Source organism: Massilia sp. UMI-21 (assembly GCA_015277795.1).
Lineage (GTDB): Bacteria > Pseudomonadota > Gammaproteobacteria > Burkholderiales > Burkholderiaceae_D > Telluria.
Window position 1 is genome coordinate 1519084 of sequence record CP063848.1, and the last position, 16403, is coordinate 1535486.

The window sequence follows — 16403 nt, forward strand, 5'->3', positions numbered from 1 at the left end:
GAAGGAAGCGTGGATCGTAAATCATGAGCCGAGGAACACGAATCGCATAGAAGGCGTTGCCGATCAGGGCGAGCGGGCCATGAACCGCAAAGCTCTTGTGGTCAAGGAGAGGTGGCGTAGATGCGGCGGTTGTGTGATGAAGGAGTGCGGCCCTTACCTGGGGACGCCCCGCCTTGTGCCTGAAAGGGCGACGAAAAAAAAATCGGAGCGGGGTCTCAGCAGAGGTCATAGTAGTTGGAGGTAGCGCTGGGAAGGCTCGACTCCGCCGACGAAGGACCGAACGAGTAGGAGTGAATCCGATATGTCGATGCAGAAGGCACAGCGTCAGATGCCTGCTAACGCGGGGCGGGAAGCCGTAGGGCAAGGTGAAGCCATGCTCGATGCTTTCAGCGACGAAGCGTTCTGCCCGCGGCATGCAACCGGAGGCACGGGGTCAGCGTTGCTGCAAGCGGCGCTGACGACAGAGAACCTGCGGCGGGCGTTCAAGCGTGTGCGTGCCAACAAGGGAGCGGCTGGCGTGGATGGACTGGACATTGACCAGACCTCGCGTCTGCTGGCAACCGAGTGGCCTCACATACGAGAACAACTGTTGGCAGGGACGTACCGGCCCAGTCCGGTACGTCGGGTGACGATTCCGAAGCCCGACGGTGGCGAGCGCGAGCTTGGCATCCCGACGGTGACGGATCGGCTGATCCAGCAAGCACTATTACAGGTGCTGCAACCGATCCTTGATCCCACTTTCAGCGAGCATAGCTACGGCTTCCGACCGGGCAGGCGTGCGCAGGATGCGGTATTAGCCGCTCAGGCATACGTCCAGTCCGGGCTGAGAATCGTGGTGGACGTGGACCTGTCGAAGTTCTTCGACCGGGTCAACCATGACATCCTGATCGACCGCTTGAAGAAACGCATCGACGACGCTGGAGTGATCCGGCTGGTCCGTGCCTATCTGAACAGCGGCATCATGGAGCATGGTGTAGTACAGGAACGGAACGAAGGAACGCCGCAAGGCGGTCCATTGAGTCCGCTGCTTGCCAACGTCATGCTCGATGAAGTGGACAAGGAACTGGAACGGCGCGGCCATCGCTTTGCGCGCTACGCCGACGACGCGAACGTCTATGTTCGTAGCGTGCGTGCGGGCCAGCGGGTGATGAGGCTGCTGCGGCGCTGCTATGCCAGACTGCACCTCGTGGTCAACGAAGGCAAGAGCGCCGTGGCCAGCGTCTTTGGCCGCAAGTTCCTCGGCTACAGCCTGTGGGTGGGGCGTGGGGGCGAAGTCAAACGCAAGGTGGCGGAAAAGCCGTTGCAAGCGTTTAAACAACGCATCAGGGAGCTAACCCGCCGATCTGGTGGACGTAGCATGCCGGATGTGGTGCAGGGACTTCGTTCCTATATGCTGGGTTGGAAAGGGTACTTCCAGTTGGCGCAAACCCCAAAGGTATGGCGCGGACTCGATGAATGGTTGCGGCACAGGCTGCGGGCTATCCAGCTCAAGCACTGGAAGCGCGGAAGCACCATGTATCGGGAGCTCCTTAAACTTGGGGCTTGGCCGTCGGCAGCGAGGCACGTAGCGGCGAACAGCCGCCGCTGGTGGCACAACAGCGATAGGTTACTCAAAACAGTGATGACTATCGGCTATTTCGACCGACTCGGTGTACCTCGCCTGTCTTGACCTCAACTACTCGAACCGCCCGGTGCGGACCCGCATGCCGGGTGGTGTGGCAGGGGAGCGGCCCTCAGGGCCGTCCCCTATGCCGATTGTCGCCGGATCAGAACTTGGCGGTCAGGTTCAGGAAGATGTGACGGCCCATGGCGTCGTACACCTGCGGGTAGGTATTGCCGTTGCCGAACACGGCGGCCACGACACCGGTCACCGGCGGATCCTTGTCCAGCGCATTGTTCATGCCCAGGCGCAGGGTCAGGTTCTTGTTGAATGCCCACTGGCCCACCAGGTCCAGGTAGTCGCGCGAGGCCAGTTTCTCGTCGGCCGGTTCGAACTCGGTTGCCAGCAGCGGGTTGCTGCTGGTCGCGTCGAGCTTGACCGAGTTGATGTGGCGCCAGGTCACGCCCACTTCGAGGCCGCGCCATGGGGTGCCCCAGACGGCGCGGATCTTGTGGCGGTACTTCGGCAGCGGGGTGCCGCAGGTGGTGCCGTGCAGGCCGGCGCAGTCGTACTCGCCCGAACCCGGGAAGTCTTCCGACTTGAACTCGTCCAGGTAGGTGCCGATGTACGACAGGTCGAGGCCGCCGTAGGCGCCCATCTTCATGCTGTAGTTGGCGCCCAGGTCGAGGCCGCGGGTCGAACGCATGCCCAGGTTCTGGTTGGTAGCGACGATGTTCGCGGAGTTCAGCGCCCACAGGCTGCCGATGCGGTCACGCGTGATCAGCGAGCAGAACTTCGGATCGCCGGTCTGCAGGCACTGGGTCAGGGTGGTCGAGGCCGGCAGGCCGCCGATCGTGCCCTCGACCTTCATGTCGAAGGCGTCGATGGTCAGGCTCAGGTTGCGCATCGGGGTCAGGACCAGACCCAGCGTGTACGAATCCGATTTTTCCGGCGCCAGATTGGTGTTGCCGCCGGTGATCTGGTTGTACTGCTGCGCCGGGCTGTCCTCGATGGTGCCGTACTGGGCCGCGGTGACGCCGGTCAGCTGGCACTGGGCCAGGGTGGCGCTTGGCGTGGCGCCGGCGCACGGGTCGTTCGCCATGCCGAACAGGCTCAGGCCCTGCGGCGTGAACAGCTCGACCACGTTGGCGGCACGTGCGGCGCGCTGGTAGGCGAAACGGACCTTGGCGGCCTGGACCGGTGCCCATTCGGCGCCGAATCCGTAGGAGTTGGTTTTCTGGCCGGTCGAGTAGTCCGAACGGCGGTAGGAAGCCGTCAGGGTCAACTGGTCGGCGAAGGGCAGCTTCTCCAGCACCGGGATGCGGGCTTCGGCGTAGTAGTCGCGCACGCTGAACTGGCCCGCCACGCCCAGGGTCGGGCCACCCTGGCCGGCCAGGTCGCCGGTCTCGAAGGCGGTGTCGGTTGCCAGGTCGAGCTTCTCGGTGCGGTGTTCCCAGCCCAGCGCAAGGCCGACGCCATGGCCGGTGGTCGGCAGCTTGATGCCGTACTCGCCCAGGTCGGTCGACAGGTTCAGGCCTTGCACGGTCTGCGAGGTGCTGCCCTTCTGGAAGCCCGGCGTCTGCAGGTATTTCAGAGCCTCAGGCGTGACCTTGCCCAGCGCCCAGATGTTATAAGGCACGCAGTTCGGGTCGGTCCCATCGACCACGCTGCGGCACACCGGCTGGCCGTTGGCGCCGGTGACGACGTCGAGCGCGCGGCCGATGCGCACGTTGGAGAAGTCGTTGAAATAGGTTTCCGAGAACAGCACCTTGCCTGCTTGCGCGAAGGCGTCGTAGGTCCAGTTGCCGATGTCGCCCTTGATGCCGATCACGCCACGGTAGGAGGTATGGCGCTGGTCGTCCTGGCGGCCGCCGCCTTCCACGTTACGGCGGAAAATCAGGGCGTCCGCGGTCTGGCCGGGGGCGGTCAGACCGAGGTCGCGGCGCCAGGCCGAACTCAGGAACGGATTTTCGTAGTGGATCGCATTTGCACCGGAAGCGTCGAAGCCGAACAGGCCCGACGGGGCGATTTGCGCGACGGTATGATCGTCGTGGAAACTGGCCTCGGTGTACAGGCGGGCCTGTTCGTTGAGGTCGTAATGGGTGAAGCTGCTGAAGGTGTAGCGTTCCGACGGACGGCGGAAGTAGTTCAGCGGCCCGAAGTTGTACTGGTCGGTCGCACCTACATACGGACGGGTGTTGCCGTTGGCGTCGGCGACGGTGCGCTGGCCGGCGTCGGTGAAGAAACGGCCCGGGTAGCTGGTGCCCGAACCGCCGCAGTTGAAGGTGTCGCCCGAGCTGAAGCCGCCCAGCGAGCAGGCGGTGAAGTCGCGCTCGGACTGCAGCAGCGCGTCTTCCTTCTTGTAGCCGAAGAAGGCGACGGCATTGCCGCGGCCATCGGCGAAGTTGCCGCCCAGCAGCAGGTTGGCATCCTTGACCTTGCCGTCGGCGCCCTTGTCGTCCGGCAGCGGGAAGTTGCGGCGCTTGGCCGCCTCGGCCGCGGCGCCACCGTTCTGCTGGTGGTTGTAGAACGCGTAGTTGGTTTCCAGTTGAACGCCCTGGAAATTGTCGTTCATGATGAAGTTGACGACGCCCGCGACCGCGTCCGAGCCGTAGATGGCCGAGGCGCCGCCGGTCAGCACTTCGACGCGCTTGATCAGCGCTGCCGGAATCTGGTTCAGGTCGGCCGCGGTATTGCGCGGGGAACCGGCAGGCAGGCGGCGGCCGTTGACCAGCACCAGGGTGCGGTCGGCGCCGAAGTTGCGCAGGTTGACGGTGGCGGTGCCGGACGAACCGTTCGAGATCGAACCGCCCTGGTCGGCGAAGACCTGGGGCAGGTTGTTGAGCAGGTTTTCGACCGAGCGCGTGCCTTCCAGCTTGATGTCCTTGGCGCCCACCACGGTAACCGGGCTCACGCTTTCGAGGTTGGCGGTCGCAATGCGCGAACCGGTCACTTCCACGCGCTGCAGTTGCTGCCCTTCGGCGGCCACCCCTTGCTGCCCTTGTTGCGCGTCTTGCGCATAGGCGGAGGCGGCGAAAACCATGCCGCCGGCAAACATCAATCGGACTGAGCGAGACAATACTGTTTCAACCATCATGTGAGCTTCCCGGATAGGCTCCGCAACCCATTTTTCTGACCTCGGCCACGGAGAGGTTTTGATGACATTGCCGTAGGTGTAAAACCGGCATCTTTTCCTGCGTGGCAATAAAAACATTGGCGTACGTACATTGTCAATTGATTCGTATGTACAAGTGAAAAAAACAACTATGTGATGAAAGTCTTTACAAGGAGAACATTTGGAGTTATGGCCGGGAAATAAAAAGGAATGGGAGCGGGGCAGCATGGAAGGCTGCCAACCCGGCAGAATATGCGCTATCGTTACGCCCTTCGGCCCGCTGTCTTTCCCGGCTGCGGACAGCCGCTCAATAGGAGTTCCATGCTTCGCTTTATCGTCCGCCGGCTATGGCAGATGTTGCCGACCATGCTAGGCGTGGTGGTGCTGGTGTTCGTGCTGTTCAACTGGGTGGGCGGGGACCCGGCGTACCTGTTGGCCGGCAAGATGGCCGATACCGCGGCCATCGAGAACATCCGCCGCCAGCTCGGCACCGATCAGCCCTGGCCAAGCCAGCTGTGGATCTTCATCCGGCAGATCCTGACTTTCGATTTCGGCAATGCCTGGAGCACGGGCGAGCCGGTCTCGCACATCCTGGCCAGCCGCCTTGGACCTTCCTTGACCGTGCTGGTGCCGCTGACCATCCTGGAAACCGTGCTGGGCATCGCCCTGGCCCTGGCGATCGCGTTCGTGCGCGGTTCGCTGACCGATCGCGCAGTGATGCTCGCCTGCACGGTCGGGATGTCGATCTCGATCCTGGTCTACATCATCGTGTTCCAGTACGTGTTCGCCTACAAGCTGGGATGGTTCCCGGTGCAGGGCTGGGGCGACAGCCTGGGCGAAAACCTGCTGCGCTACGCACTGCTGCCCATCATCATCGGTCTGGCCGTCTCGATCGCGCCGACCTTGCGCCTGTATCGTAGTTTCGTGCTCGATGAAGTGAGCCAGGACTATGTGCGCACCGCGCGCGCCAAGGGCTTGAGCGAGCGCCGCGTGGTCTGGGTGCACGTGCTGCGCAATGCCGCGATCCCGATCATCACCCACGTCATGGCCAACCTGCCGGCGCTCCTGATCGGCGCCTTCCTGCTCGAGCGCTTCTTCGGCATCCCGGGCATCGGGCGCGAAGTCATCCTGGCCGTCGAGCGCAGCGACTTCCCGGTGATCAAGGCGATCACGGTCTACGTGGCCGCCGCGACCATGGTGTTCAACCTGCTGGCCGACCTGCTGTACCGGGCGGTGGATCCGCGGGTGCAACTGACATGACAGGTGAAACGACAATGCGGCTGCAATCGCCGGGCCTGTGGACGCTGGCCTGGCGCCGCCTGCGCGCCGACCGCGTCGCCATGGCCGCGCTGGCGGTGCTGGCCGGCTTCCTCCTGACCGTGGCGCTCTCCAGCGCCGGCTTGATCGCCGCCGACTGGGAAGAAGAGGTGGCGGTGAACTACGCGCCGCCGTCCTTCGTCGGGGCCGATGCGGGCACGCGCGCGCTGGCCGCGGCCCAGTTGCCGCGCGCGACGCCGCCGAATGCCTTCGACCCGCTGGCCGCCGAACTGGCCGAACTCAAGGCGACGCTGGCGGCCAGCGGGCCGCCGGTGGCCAAAGCGACCACGCTGCCCTTCGGGGCCGACAAATGGGGGCACGACATCATCAAGAAAACCATCAAGGGCGGCGAGACGTCGATCGTGGTGGGCCTGGTGGCGGCCTTCGTCGCGGTGGCGCTGGGCACCCTGTTCGGAGCGCTGTCGGGCTTCTACGGCGGTGTCGTCGACGACCTCTTCAACTGGTTCTACAGCATCTTCACCTCGATTCCGTCGATCCTGATGATCCTGACCGTGGCCGCGGTGCTGCAGCAGAAGGGCGTGGCGACCATCGTGCTGATCCTCGGCCTGACCGGGTGGACCGGGCCGTACCGCCTGATGCGCGCCGAGTACATCAAGCACAAGGCGCGCGAATACGTGATGGCGGCCGACGCTATCGGCGCATCGGGCTGGGCGCGCATGTTCGGCCACATCCTGCCCAACGTCTCGCACGTGGCCCTGGTGCAGATGTCGATCCTGGTGGTCGGCTTCATCAAGGCCGAGGTGATCCTGTCCTTCCTGGGCTTCGGCGTGCCGGTCGGCGTGGTGTCCTGGGGCAGCATGCTGAACGAGGCGCAGAATGAACTCATCCTCGGCAAATGGTGGCAACTGGCCGCCGCCGCCAGCGCCATGGCGCTGCTGGTGACGGCCTTTTCGCTGTTCGCGGACGCCCTGCGCGACGCCCTGGACCCGAAGCTCAAATGATGACCGATCCGAACCTTCTGCTGCAGGTCCGCGACCTGCGCATCGCCTTCCGCGTCGACAAGAAGAACACGGTCGAAGCGGTCAAGGGCATCTCCTTCGACGTGCCGAGGAACAGCACCGTGGCGCTGGTGGGCGAATCGGGCAGCGGCAAGTCGGTCAGTTCGCTGGCCGTGATGGGGCTGCTGCCGCCGGAGACGACCATCGTCGATCCGGGTTCGCGTGCCTGCTTCGACGGCCGCGAGTTGCTGGCGCTGTCCCTGGCCGAGCGCCGCAAGCTGTGCGGCAAGGACATCGCGATGATCTTCCAGGAGCCGATGTCCTCGCTTAACCCGGTGTTCACGGTCGGCTACCAGGTCGGCGAGGTGCTGCGCCGGCACATGGGCATGAACGCGAAGCAGGCGCGCGCGCGCGCGCTCGAACTGCTGGCCGAGGTCGGGATTCCCGACCCCGCGGCCAAGATCGACGCCTACCCGAGCCAGATGTCGGGCGGCCAGCAGCAGCGCGTGATGATCGCGATGGCGATCGCCTGCGAACCCAAGCTCCTGATCGCCGACGAGCCGACCACCGCGCTCGACGTGACCATCCAGAAGCAGATCATGGACCTGATCGCGGGCCTGCAAAAAAAGCACCAGATGTCGGTGCTGTTCATCACCCACGACCTTGCCCTGGTGGGGGAAATCGCCGACCGCGTGATCGTGATGCGCCATGGCGAGGTGCGCGAGGAGGGCGCGGCAGCCCAGGTGCTCGACGCTCCGCGCGACGCCTATACGCGCGCGCTCCTGCACTGCCGTCCGAAGCTCGACGAGCGGCCGCTGCGCCTGCCGGTGATCGACGACTATCTCGAAGGCCGCCTGACGCTTGACGAGCAACTGCCCCAGCGTACCCGCGGCACCGGCCCGAACGACGAGCCGGTGCTGGTGGTGCGGCACCTGGCCAAGAGCTTCTGGTTGCGCGAAGGCTTCTTCAAGCAGCGCGAGTTCAAGGCGGTGGAGGACGTGTCTTTCACCTTGGCGCGCGGCAAGACGCTGGGGGTGGTGGGCGAGTCGGGCTCGGGCAAGACCACGGTCGGGCTGACCCTGCTGCGCCTGCACCGCGCCACCGGCGGCAGCGCCATGTTCCACGGCCGCGACCTGCTGGCGATGTCCGACCGCGAATTCCAGGCCTGCAAGCGGCGCATCCAGATCATCTTCCAGAATCCCTATGCCTCGCTGAACCCGCGCTTCACGGTCGGCCAGATCCTGCTCGAGCCGATGCGCATCCACCGGATCGGCGCCGGCGACGCAGAGCGGGTCGGGATGGCGTACCAACTGCTCAAGCGGGTCGGGCTGCCGGAGCAGGCCTTCCACCGCTACCCGCACGAGTTCTCGGGCGGCCAGCGCCAGCGCATCGCCATCGCGCGCTGCCTGACCATGAAGCCGGAAATCCTGGTGTGCGACGAATCGGTGTCGGCGCTCGACGTGTCGGTGCAGGCGCAGGTGCTGAACCTGCTGCAGGACCTGCAGGACGAGTACGGCATGAGCTACATCTTCATCTCGCACGACTTGTCGGTGGTGAAGTACATCGCCGACCAGGTGATGGTGATGCACCAAGGCAGCGTGGTCGAGATGGCGGATTCGGACGCGTTGTATCGCCAGCCGCAGCATGCGTATACGCGCTCCCTGCTGGCGGCGATCCCGCGCGGCGTGTAGGGAAAACAACAGCCGGCCGACGGCGGCGCCAGGCAAAGTGGGCTACACTACGGCGATGTCCCAGTTTGCCGACCTGCTCCAGACCTATGGCGTGCTGATCGTGTTCGGCGTCGTCCTCGTCGAACAGTTCGGCCTGCCCATTCCCGCCTTTCCGATCCTGGTCGTGTCCGGCGCGCTGTCGGTCGATGGGGATCTCCGTTGGCAATGGTGCCTGCTCGCCGCCGTCGGCGCCTGCCTCATCTGCGACATGTTCTGGTTCCGCGCCGGACGCTTCTACGGCAAGCGGATCCTGCACCTGCTTTGCAAGATATCCTTGTCCCCCGATTCCTGCGTCAACCAGACCGAGGACCGCTTCCGCCGCTTCGGCGCCAAGTCGCTGCTGGTGTCGAAATTCGTCCCCGGCTTCAATACCATTGCCGCGCCGCTGTCCGGCGCGATCGGCACCCGTACCGGCCAGTTCGTGGCCTATTCGGGCGCCGGTGCGGCACTGTGGAGCGGCACCGGCATCCTGCTCGGCGTCCTGTTCCATGACAGCGTCGAGGACCTGCTCGGCTGGCTCCAGGCGGCCGGCGGCACCGCGCTGTCCGTACTGCTCGCCTTGCTGGTCCTGTTCGTCGCCGTCAAATACGTGCAGCGGCGCCGCCAGCGAGCCCATCTCGCGGTGCCGCGCATCGAACTCGCCGAGCTGAGGGCGCTGATCGACGGTGGCCACGATCCGGTCATCATCGACGCCCGCAGCCTGACGGCCCAGCAGCTGGAAGCCGCGATTCCCGGCGCACTGGTGTTCCAGGCCGGCGTTCCCGGCCAGCTCATGGCCACCCTCGACAAAGACCGCCATATTGTCATCTATTGCAATTGCCCCGACGACGTGACGGCGGCCGAGCTGGCCAGGCAATTCCTGGCCAACGGCTTCCATCGCGCGCGCCCCCTGCGCGGCGGGCTGGATGCCCTGAATGCACAGCGTGGCGACGATCCCCAGGCAGCGCCAGCGGCTTGTTGAGGTAGTTCGACTACTTCTAGTGTTGTGCGTTTGCGATGCCGTGTGGGTGAATGGCCTGCGGTGATGTACCTAAACTACAAATTTGGCTTGTAAGAGTACTACAAGTTTAGTAAGCTTGGTCATCGCCCCTTTATTAGCTGCAATGACCGCCTTTCCCTCCAGCCTCGATTCCGTCTCCGTCACGCATGCCGGCGGCCCCCGCCTGCTCGCCGACATCGGCGGCACCAATGCCCGTTTCGCACTGGAGACCGGGCCCGGACGCTTCGAGGCCATCGAAGTGCTGTCCTGCCAGCAGCATGCGACCCTGGCCGACGCGGTGCGCGCCTACCTGGCGCTGCCTCGGGTGGCTGGCCTGACGACGGGCATCGCCCATGCTGCGATCGCGATCGCCAATCCGGTCGTCGGCGACCTGGTGCGCATGACCAACCATCACTGGGCCTTTTCGATCGAAGCCTTGCGCCGGGAATGCGGTTTCGACACCCTGGTGGTGGTCAACGATTTCTCGGCGCTGGCGCGCTCCTTGCCGCACCTGGGCGAGCACAAGCGCCAGGTCGGCGGTGGGGCGCCGGTGGCGGATGCGCCGCTGGGCCTGCTGGGCGCCGGCACCGGTCTGGGCGTATCCGGCCTGATTCCGTCGGCGGCTGGCGCAAAAGCAGGCTGGACTGCACTGCGCAGCGAAGGCGGCCACGTGAGCTTCTCGCCGGTCAACGAGACCGAAGTCGCCATCCTCCAGTACGCATGGCGCGAGTTCGAGCACGTCTCGAGCGAGCGCCTGCTGTCCGGGGCCGGCGTGGAACTGATCTACCGCGCCCTGAGCGAGCGCGCCGGCCGCCCGGACAGTCTGGCGGCCCCGGAAATCTCGCGCCGCGCGCTGGCCGGCGAGTGCGCCCTGTGCGATGAGGTCCTGGAAGCCTTCTGCGGCATGCTCGGCACCGCGGCCGGCAACCTGGCCATCACCCTCGGCGCCCAGGGCGGCGTGTACATCGGCGGCGGCATCGTGCCGCGCCTGGGCGAGCGCTTTACCGCCTCGTCGTTCCGCCGCCGCTTCGAGCAGAAGGGACGTTTCAGCGGCTACCTGGCCGAGGTTCCGACGTATGTGATCACGGCCGATTACCCGGCCTTCCTCGGCGTGTCGGCGATTTTGTCGGAAAAACTCATCACCGCTTGATCAAACAGGCCGTGCGTGCACTGCGCAGGGCCCTTGCCTTGTCCGTTCCCGTGTTTTATCGGTTACAATGGCCGCCAGTTGCTTGAGACGATGGCGCTTGCGCGTCTCGTGCGTCCCGACGAGCCAGCCTTCCGATGCGCCAGGCAGTTCACGGGGCCTGAAAGACCAACAGCTACCGCCCGCCTGGCACGCGGGCAGCCGTGACGGGCACCAGGCCTGTCACTTTTGTCAGCCCGGCGCATTCCAGCCCGGGCCACGGATTCCAGAGTTTTGCGCGCAGCACCTTCGCACCGCGGCCGATATCGGCTTCGTGGCTGGCATCCGCTAAATCGGTTTTGATTTGATTCTTGCATTCGAGCGTGACGACACCGCGATATGAATACTGACGAGGCCAAGCGCGTCCTCGAGACCGCCTTGCTGTGCGCGCGCGAGCCGATGACGATCCACGGCATGAAGAAGCTGTTCGCCGAGGTCGACGCCAACGGTCGCCAGCTCAATGCCGGTGTCGGCAGCGACACGATCAAGATCTTGCTGGAAGAATTGCGCCAGGACTGGCAGGGGCGCGGCATCGAAATCGTCAGCCTGGCGTCGGGCTGGCGGTTCCAGAGCCGGCCCGAGATGAAGCCCTATCTCGACCGCCTGGCGCCTGAAAAACCGCCGAAGTATTCGCGCGCGACGCTGGAGACGCTGGCGATCATCGCCTACCGTCAGCCGGTCACGCGCGGCGACATCGAAGAGATCCGCGGCGTCGCCGTGAACTCGCAGACGATCAAGCTGCTGGAGGACCGCGGCTGGATCGACGTGATCGGCCACCGCGAGGTGGTGGGGCGGCCCGCGCTGCTGGGCACCACCAAGCAATTCCTGGATGACCTCGGCCTGGCTTCGTTGTCGCAGCTGCCGCCGCTGCAGCCAGTGGCGGAGGGGCCGGACAGCCGCAGCCTGGAGGCGCTGGAAGCGGCGCTGAACGATAACTTTGAGAGGGTGCCCGCGGCCGAGCCGACGGACGCCGACGAGACAGACACCGAGACGGGCGCCACGCCTGTCGAAGTCGCGATTCTTGACCGGAATTTTGACCATGAGTCGGCGGCAGCCGCTGGGCCGGGTCAGCACAATAAAGATACGAACGATGAACCCAACTGAACCGAACGACAAGCCCGTCGAGGCCGAAGGCGCCCCTGCCGCCAAACCGAAGCGTACCCGCAAGCCGGCCGCCGCAGCCGCGCCGGAAGCGGCGCCCCTGGGCGACACCGGGCAGCCGGAAGCCGTCAAGCCCAAGCGCACCCGCAAGGCGGCGAGCGCAGCGCCGGCCGAGTCCGCAGTCGAGGCGCCTGCCGCTGCCGCTGTGCCGGCCGAGCAGGCCGACAAGCCGGCCGCCAAGGCGCGCAAGCCGCGCGCCGCCAAGGCTGCGCCGGTCGCCGCGCCGGAGGCGCAGCATGCGGCCGAGGCGCCCGAAGCCGGGCAGCGCAAGCCGCGCGGCCCGCGCCAGATGCGCGAAAAGCGCCAGGAGCGCGAGGCACGCGAGCACGAGGCTTCGGTCGCGGCGGGCGTTCCGGCCCTTGCCGTCGAGGCGGGCGCGCAGGCTGGCGCCGACGCGGCCCAGGTGGGCGAGGGCGCCCAGCAGCCGGGCGAAGGCAGGCGCGATGGGCGCGGCCGCAACCAGCCGAAGCAGGGCAAGCGTGGCCCGCAGGGTGGGCAACAAGCCCAGCAGCCCCAACAGGCCGGCAAGCAGCAGGGCAAGCAGCAGGGCAGGCAACAAGGCAAGCAGCAGGGCAAGCAGCAGGGCGGCAAGGGCAGCGAAGCCGATGCCGTGTTCTCCTTCGTTACCTCGGACGACTTCGATGCCAACGAAGGCGGCCGCGGCAAGGCGGCGAGCAAGCCTGCGCGCCGCGACCTGACCGCGGACGACGATGCGCCGAAGCTGCACAAGGTGCTGGCCGAGGCCGGACTGGGTTCGCGCCGCGACATGGAAGAACTGATCGTCGCGGGACGCGTGTCGGTGAACGGCGAGCCGGCCCACATCGGCCAGCGCATCCTGCCGACCGATGCGGTGCGCATCAACGGCAAGCTGATCCAGCGGAGGGTGAACAACAGCAAGCCGCCGCGCGTGCTGGTGTACCACAAGCCGGCCGGCGAGATCGTCAGCCACGACGATCCGGAAGGCCGTCCCTCGGTGTTCGACCGCCTGCCGACCATGAAGGCCGGCAAGTGGCTGGCCGTGGGCCGCCTCGACTTCAATACCGAGGGCCTGCTGCTGTTCACGACCTCCGGCGACCTCGCCAACCGCCTGATGCACCCGCGCTACAACATCGACCGCGAATACGCGGTGCGGACCCTGGGCGAGCTGGAAGAAGGCATGCGCCAGAAGCTGCTGGCCGGTGTCGAGCTCGACGACGGCGTGGCCTCGTTCTCGAAAGTCCAGGACGGCGGCGGCGAAGGCATCAACAAGTGGTACCGCGTGGTCATCGGCGAAGGCCGCAACCGCGAGGTGCGCCGCATGTTCGAGGCGGTCGGCCTGACCGTTTCGCGCCTGATCCGTACCCGATACGGCGCCATGACCCTGCCGACCGGCCTCAAGCGCGGCCGTTGGGAAGAACTGCAGGAAAACGACGTGCGCGCCCTGATGGCCGCCTTCGGGGTCGAGAAAAAGGGTGGCGCCGATGCCAAGGGCAAGGGCGGCAAGGGCCAGGGCGGCAAGCAGGACGATGCGCGCCGCTCGGACGGCAACCGCATCGACCGCGCCGATGCCAATCGCAACGTCGACCCGTTCGGCCCGCCGGTGGCGCGGGTCGGCGCGCCGCGCCAGGGTGGCCAGGGCCAGGGCGGCTTCGCGGGCGGTCGCCCGCAGGGCCAGGGTCCGAAGGGCGCCGGCGGGAAAGGTCGTGGCGGCAACAATGCGGGTGCATTCGGTGGCAACAAGGGCGGCAGCAGCCGTCCCAAGCAGCCCGACCCGCTGCAGACCACCTTCGGCTTCGCCGGCACCGGCGGCGGCCGTCGCGGCGGCCAGGGCCCGCGCGGTTCCGAGCACGGCCTGCCGCGCCGCGGCCGCCGCGGTTAAGGGCCCGGGTAGGGCGTACGGCTCTGCCGTGCGCGCCTTCAGCTGAACAGTGCGTCGTTGCGGCGCATGGGTTGGCTGAACGCGTGGGCGGGGAACCCGTCCACCCTGCGGTAGAAGCGGAATTTTTTCGCGCCGCCGGGCACGCGATGCTGCAATGCCGTAGAATGCAGCCATGCCCCGATATGGTCATCCTGCCAACTGTTGCTTTTTGCACTAGTCATAGGCCATTTTTGGCCCGGCGATTGCGGGAGGTGCAGGAAAGCTGTATAATTTGCAGCCTAATCGAAGTTCTTCCCCATTTTTTCTTGGCGCAAGTGCTTTCATCTGGTTGGGTTGTGAATACAAAAGATGGGCAGATGCCCATTTTTTTTTTGGTAAATCGTTTTCGAGTCCTGGAGAAGTGCCGTGCAGCAGTTTGAACTCATCGCCAAAACAGTCAGTGGCCTCGGCTACGAACTCGTGGACGTCGAACGGGGCGAGCGCGGAATCCTGCGCGTGTACATCGATTTTCCCGCTGACGTCGTGGAAGAGAAGGGTCTGATCACGGTCGAGGACTGCGCCACGGTCAGCCACCAGTTGTCGCACGTGCTGACCGTCGAAAATGTGGATTACGAACGGCTGGAAGTCTCGTCGCCGGGCCTCGATCGCCCGGTGCGGACCCTGGCCGACTTTGCGCGCTTTGCCGGGCACGAATGCACGGTGAAGCTGCGGGTTGCCATGGCCGGCACCGCGAACCGGAAAACCTTTACCGGTATCCTGCGCGGCGTCGAAGGCGACAAGGTCGGTCTGGAATTTGAAAATAAAGATGGTGCGGCGTTGTTGGAATTTACGCTGGCCGAATTGGACAAGGCACGCTTGGTGCCGCAGGTGGATTTTAGGAGTCGCAAAGCATGAGTCGCGAAATTTTGTTACTGGTGGATGCGCTCGCGCGCGAAAAGAACGTCGATAAGGAAGTGGTTTTCGGAGCGCTCGAATTCGCGCTCGCGCAAGCCACGAAAAAACGCTATGAAGGCGAGGTCGACATTCGCGTGAGCATCGATCGCGACACCGGCGAATTCGAGACTTTCCGCCGCTGGCACGTCGTTCCCGACGAGGCCGGCCTGCAGCTGCCCGACCAGGAAATCCTGCATTTCGAAGCCAAGGAACAGATTCCGGACATCGAAGTCGACGAATACATCGAAGATCCGATCGAGTCGGTCGAGTTCGGCCGCCGTTTCGCCCAGGACACCAAGCAGGTGGTCCTGCAGCGCGTGCGCGATGCCGAGCGCGAGCAGATCCTGCAAGATTTCCTCGAGCGCGGCGATTCGCTGGTCACCGGCACCATCAAGCGCATGGAGCGCGGCGATGCCATCGTGGAATCGGGCAAGATCGAAGCGCGCCTGCCGCGCGACCAGATGATTCCGAAAGAGAACCTGCGCATCGGCGACCGCGTCCGCGCCTTCATCCTGCGCGTGGACCGCAATATGCGTGGCCCGCAGGTGATCCTGTCGCGCACCGCGCCGGAATTCATCATGAAGCTGTTCGAGCTGGAAGTGCCGGAAATCGAGCAGGGCCTCCTGCAGATCAAATCGGCGGCCCGCGACGCCGGCGTGCGCGCCAAGATCGCGGTGTTCACCGCCGACAAGCGCATCGACCCGATCGGTACCTGCGTCGGCATGCGCGGTTCGCGCGTGCAGGCCGTGACCGGCGAGCTGGGCGGCGAGCGCGTGGACATCGTGCTGTGGTCGGACGATCCGGCCCAGTTCGTTATCGGCGCGCTGGCGCCGGCCAATGTCTCGTCGATCATGGTCGACGAAGACAAGCACGCCATGGATGTGGTGGTCGACGAAGAGAACCTGGCAATCGCGATCGGCCGCTCCGGCCAGAACGTGCGCCTGGCCTCGGAACTGACCGGCTGGAAGATCAACATCATGACGGCCGAGGAATCGGCCAACAAGGTGGAGCAGGAAACCGCAGCCATCCGTGCACTGTTCATGGAAAAGCTCGACGTGGACCAGGAAGTGGCGGATATCCTGGTGGACGAAGGCTTCTCGAGCCTTGAAGAAATCGCTTACGTCCCGATCTCCGAAATGCTGGAGATCGAATCGTTCGACGAAGACACCGTCAACGAACTGCGCACCCGTGCCCGTGACGCACTGGTGACCGAAGCGATCGCTTCCGAAGAAGGCCTCGAAGGGATGGAAGAAGCCCTCGTGAACCTGGAAGGCATGGACCGTACCACCGCCGGCAAGCTTGGCCTGGCTGGCATCAAGACGGTCGACGCATTCGCGGCACTCGCCTACGACGAATTTGGCGCCATCCTGGCGCTGCCGTCGGACCGTGCCCGCGACCTGATCAAGAACGAATTTAATGATGTGACCGACGAAGAGATGAAGCTGGTCGACAGCAAATACGATGACCGCGCCAAGGCGCTGCAGGCGAAGGCCTGGAGCCTGGCAGAAACGGCCAAGGCGTAATTTGCAAATCTTTATCATCTCAGCGACACATAGAAAAGAGGA

General features: G+C 65.1%; 12 protein-coding genes. 10 read left to right on the forward strand and 2 right to left on the reverse strand.

What is annotated here, in order from left to right; translation table 11 throughout:
• Positions 1-301: 301 nt before the first annotated feature.
• Complete coding sequence (gene ltrA / locus IM543_06715) at positions 302-1669, forward strand: group II intron reverse transcriptase/maturase (protein QOY95544.1); 1368 nt, start codon at positions 302-304, stop codon at positions 1667-1669.
• Between the two features lie 97 nt (positions 1670-1766).
• Here ltrA and IM543_06720 read toward each other — a convergent pair whose 3' ends face one another.
• On the reverse strand, positions 1767-4658 hold the full coding sequence (locus IM543_06720) for a TonB-dependent receptor (GenBank protein ID QOY96551.1): 2892 nt from the start codon (positions 4656-4658) through the stop codon (positions 1767-1769).
• A gap of 378 nt (positions 4659-5036) precedes the next feature.
• On the opposite strand from IM543_06720, the gene IM543_06725 reads away from it, so the two are divergent.
• The 7 genes from IM543_06725 (at position 5037) to IM543_06755 (ending at position 13905) form a co-directional block, all read left to right on the forward strand.
• The gene (locus tag IM543_06725; GenBank protein QOY95545.1) at positions 5037-5975 is read left to right on the forward strand and encodes an ABC transporter permease; all 939 of its coding nucleotides are present in this window, start codon (positions 5037-5039) and stop codon (positions 5973-5975) included.
• On the forward strand, positions 5972-6994 hold the full coding sequence (locus tag IM543_06730; GenBank protein QOY95546.1) for an ABC transporter permease: 1023 nt from the start codon (positions 5972-5974) through the stop codon (positions 6992-6994). Before IM543_06725 ends, IM543_06730 begins: the two co-directional genes overlap by 4 nt.
• The gene (locus IM543_06735) at positions 6994-8682 is read left to right on the forward strand and encodes an ABC transporter ATP-binding protein (protein ID QOY96552.1); all 1689 of its coding nucleotides are present in this window, start codon (positions 6994-6996) and stop codon (positions 8680-8682) included. Before IM543_06730 ends, IM543_06735 begins: the two co-directional genes overlap by 1 nt.
• 55 nt (positions 8683-8737) lie before the next feature.
• Entirely contained in the window at positions 8738-9682 is a 945-nt protein-coding gene (locus IM543_06740; protein ID QOY95547.1) for a VTT domain-containing protein, read from the forward strand.
• Between the two features lie 142 nt (positions 9683-9824).
• Positions 9825-10850: a glucokinase gene (locus tag IM543_06745; GenBank protein ID QOY95548.1), complete on the forward strand. Its 1026-nt coding sequence runs from the start codon at positions 9825-9827 to the stop codon at positions 10848-10850.
• Between the two features lie 375 nt (positions 10851-11225).
• On the forward strand, positions 11226-11990 hold the full coding sequence (gene scpB, locus IM543_06750) for an SMC-Scp complex subunit ScpB (protein QOY95549.1): 765 nt from the start codon (positions 11226-11228) through the stop codon (positions 11988-11990).
• Positions 11977-13905: an rRNA pseudouridine synthase gene (locus tag IM543_06755; GenBank protein ID QOY95550.1), complete on the forward strand. Its 1929-nt coding sequence runs from the start codon at positions 11977-11979 to the stop codon at positions 13903-13905. Before scpB ends, IM543_06755 begins: the two co-directional genes overlap by 14 nt.
• A 38-nt stretch (positions 13906-13943) precedes the next feature.
• Here IM543_06755 and IM543_06760 read toward each other — a convergent pair whose 3' ends face one another.
• A complete protein-coding gene (locus IM543_06760) occupies positions 13944-14126 on the reverse strand; it encodes a hypothetical protein (protein QOY95551.1) in 183 nt (60 codons plus the stop codon).
• Positions 14127-14310: 184 nt separating this feature from the next.
• Between IM543_06760 and rimP the strand changes: the two genes are divergently transcribed.
• The gene (gene rimP, locus IM543_06765; protein ID QOY95552.1) at positions 14311-14799 is read left to right on the forward strand and encodes a ribosome maturation factor RimP; all 489 of its coding nucleotides are present in this window, start codon (positions 14311-14313) and stop codon (positions 14797-14799) included.
• On the forward strand, positions 14796-16361 hold the full coding sequence (nusA, locus tag IM543_06770; GenBank protein QOY95553.1) for a transcription termination/antitermination protein NusA: 1566 nt from the start codon (positions 14796-14798) through the stop codon (positions 16359-16361). The genes rimP and nusA overlap by 4 nt, the downstream gene beginning before the upstream one ends.
• The last annotated feature ends 42 nt before the right edge of the window (positions 16362-16403 follow it).

Bases quoted from the DNA above. Each gene is read 5' to 3' on its own strand.
- ltrA (QOY95544.1), top strand. From the start codon at position 302: ATGTCGATGCAGAAGGCACAGCGTCAGATGCCTGCTAACGCGGGGCGG.
- IM543_06720 (QOY96551.1), bottom strand. From the start codon at position 4,658: ATGTTTGCCGGCGGCATGGTTTTCGCCGCCTCCGCCTATGCGCAAGAC.
- IM543_06725 (QOY95545.1), top strand. From the start codon at position 5,037: ATGCTTCGCTTTATCGTCCGCCGGCTATGGCAGATGTTGCCGACCATG.
- IM543_06730 (QOY95546.1), top strand. From the start codon at position 5,972: ATGACAGGTGAAACGACAATGCGGCTGCAATCGCCGGGCCTGTGGACG.
- IM543_06735 (QOY96552.1), top strand. From the start codon at position 6,994: ATGACCGATCCGAACCTTCTGCTGCAGGTCCGCGACCTGCGCATCGCC.
- IM543_06740 (QOY95547.1), top strand. From the start codon at position 8,738: ATGTCCCAGTTTGCCGACCTGCTCCAGACCTATGGCGTGCTGATCGTG.
- IM543_06745 (QOY95548.1), top strand. From the start codon at position 9,825: ATGACCGCCTTTCCCTCCAGCCTCGATTCCGTCTCCGTCACGCATGCC.
- scpB (QOY95549.1), top strand. From the start codon at position 11,226: ATGAATACTGACGAGGCCAAGCGCGTCCTCGAGACCGCCTTGCTGTGC.
- IM543_06755 (QOY95550.1), top strand. From the start codon at position 11,977: ATGAACCCAACTGAACCGAACGACAAGCCCGTCGAGGCCGAAGGCGCC.
- IM543_06760 (QOY95551.1), bottom strand. From the start codon at position 14,126: ATGACTAGTGCAAAAAGCAACAGTTGGCAGGATGACCATATCGGGGCA.
- nusA (QOY95553.1), top strand. From the start codon at position 14,796: ATGAGTCGCGAAATTTTGTTACTGGTGGATGCGCTCGCGCGCGAAAAG.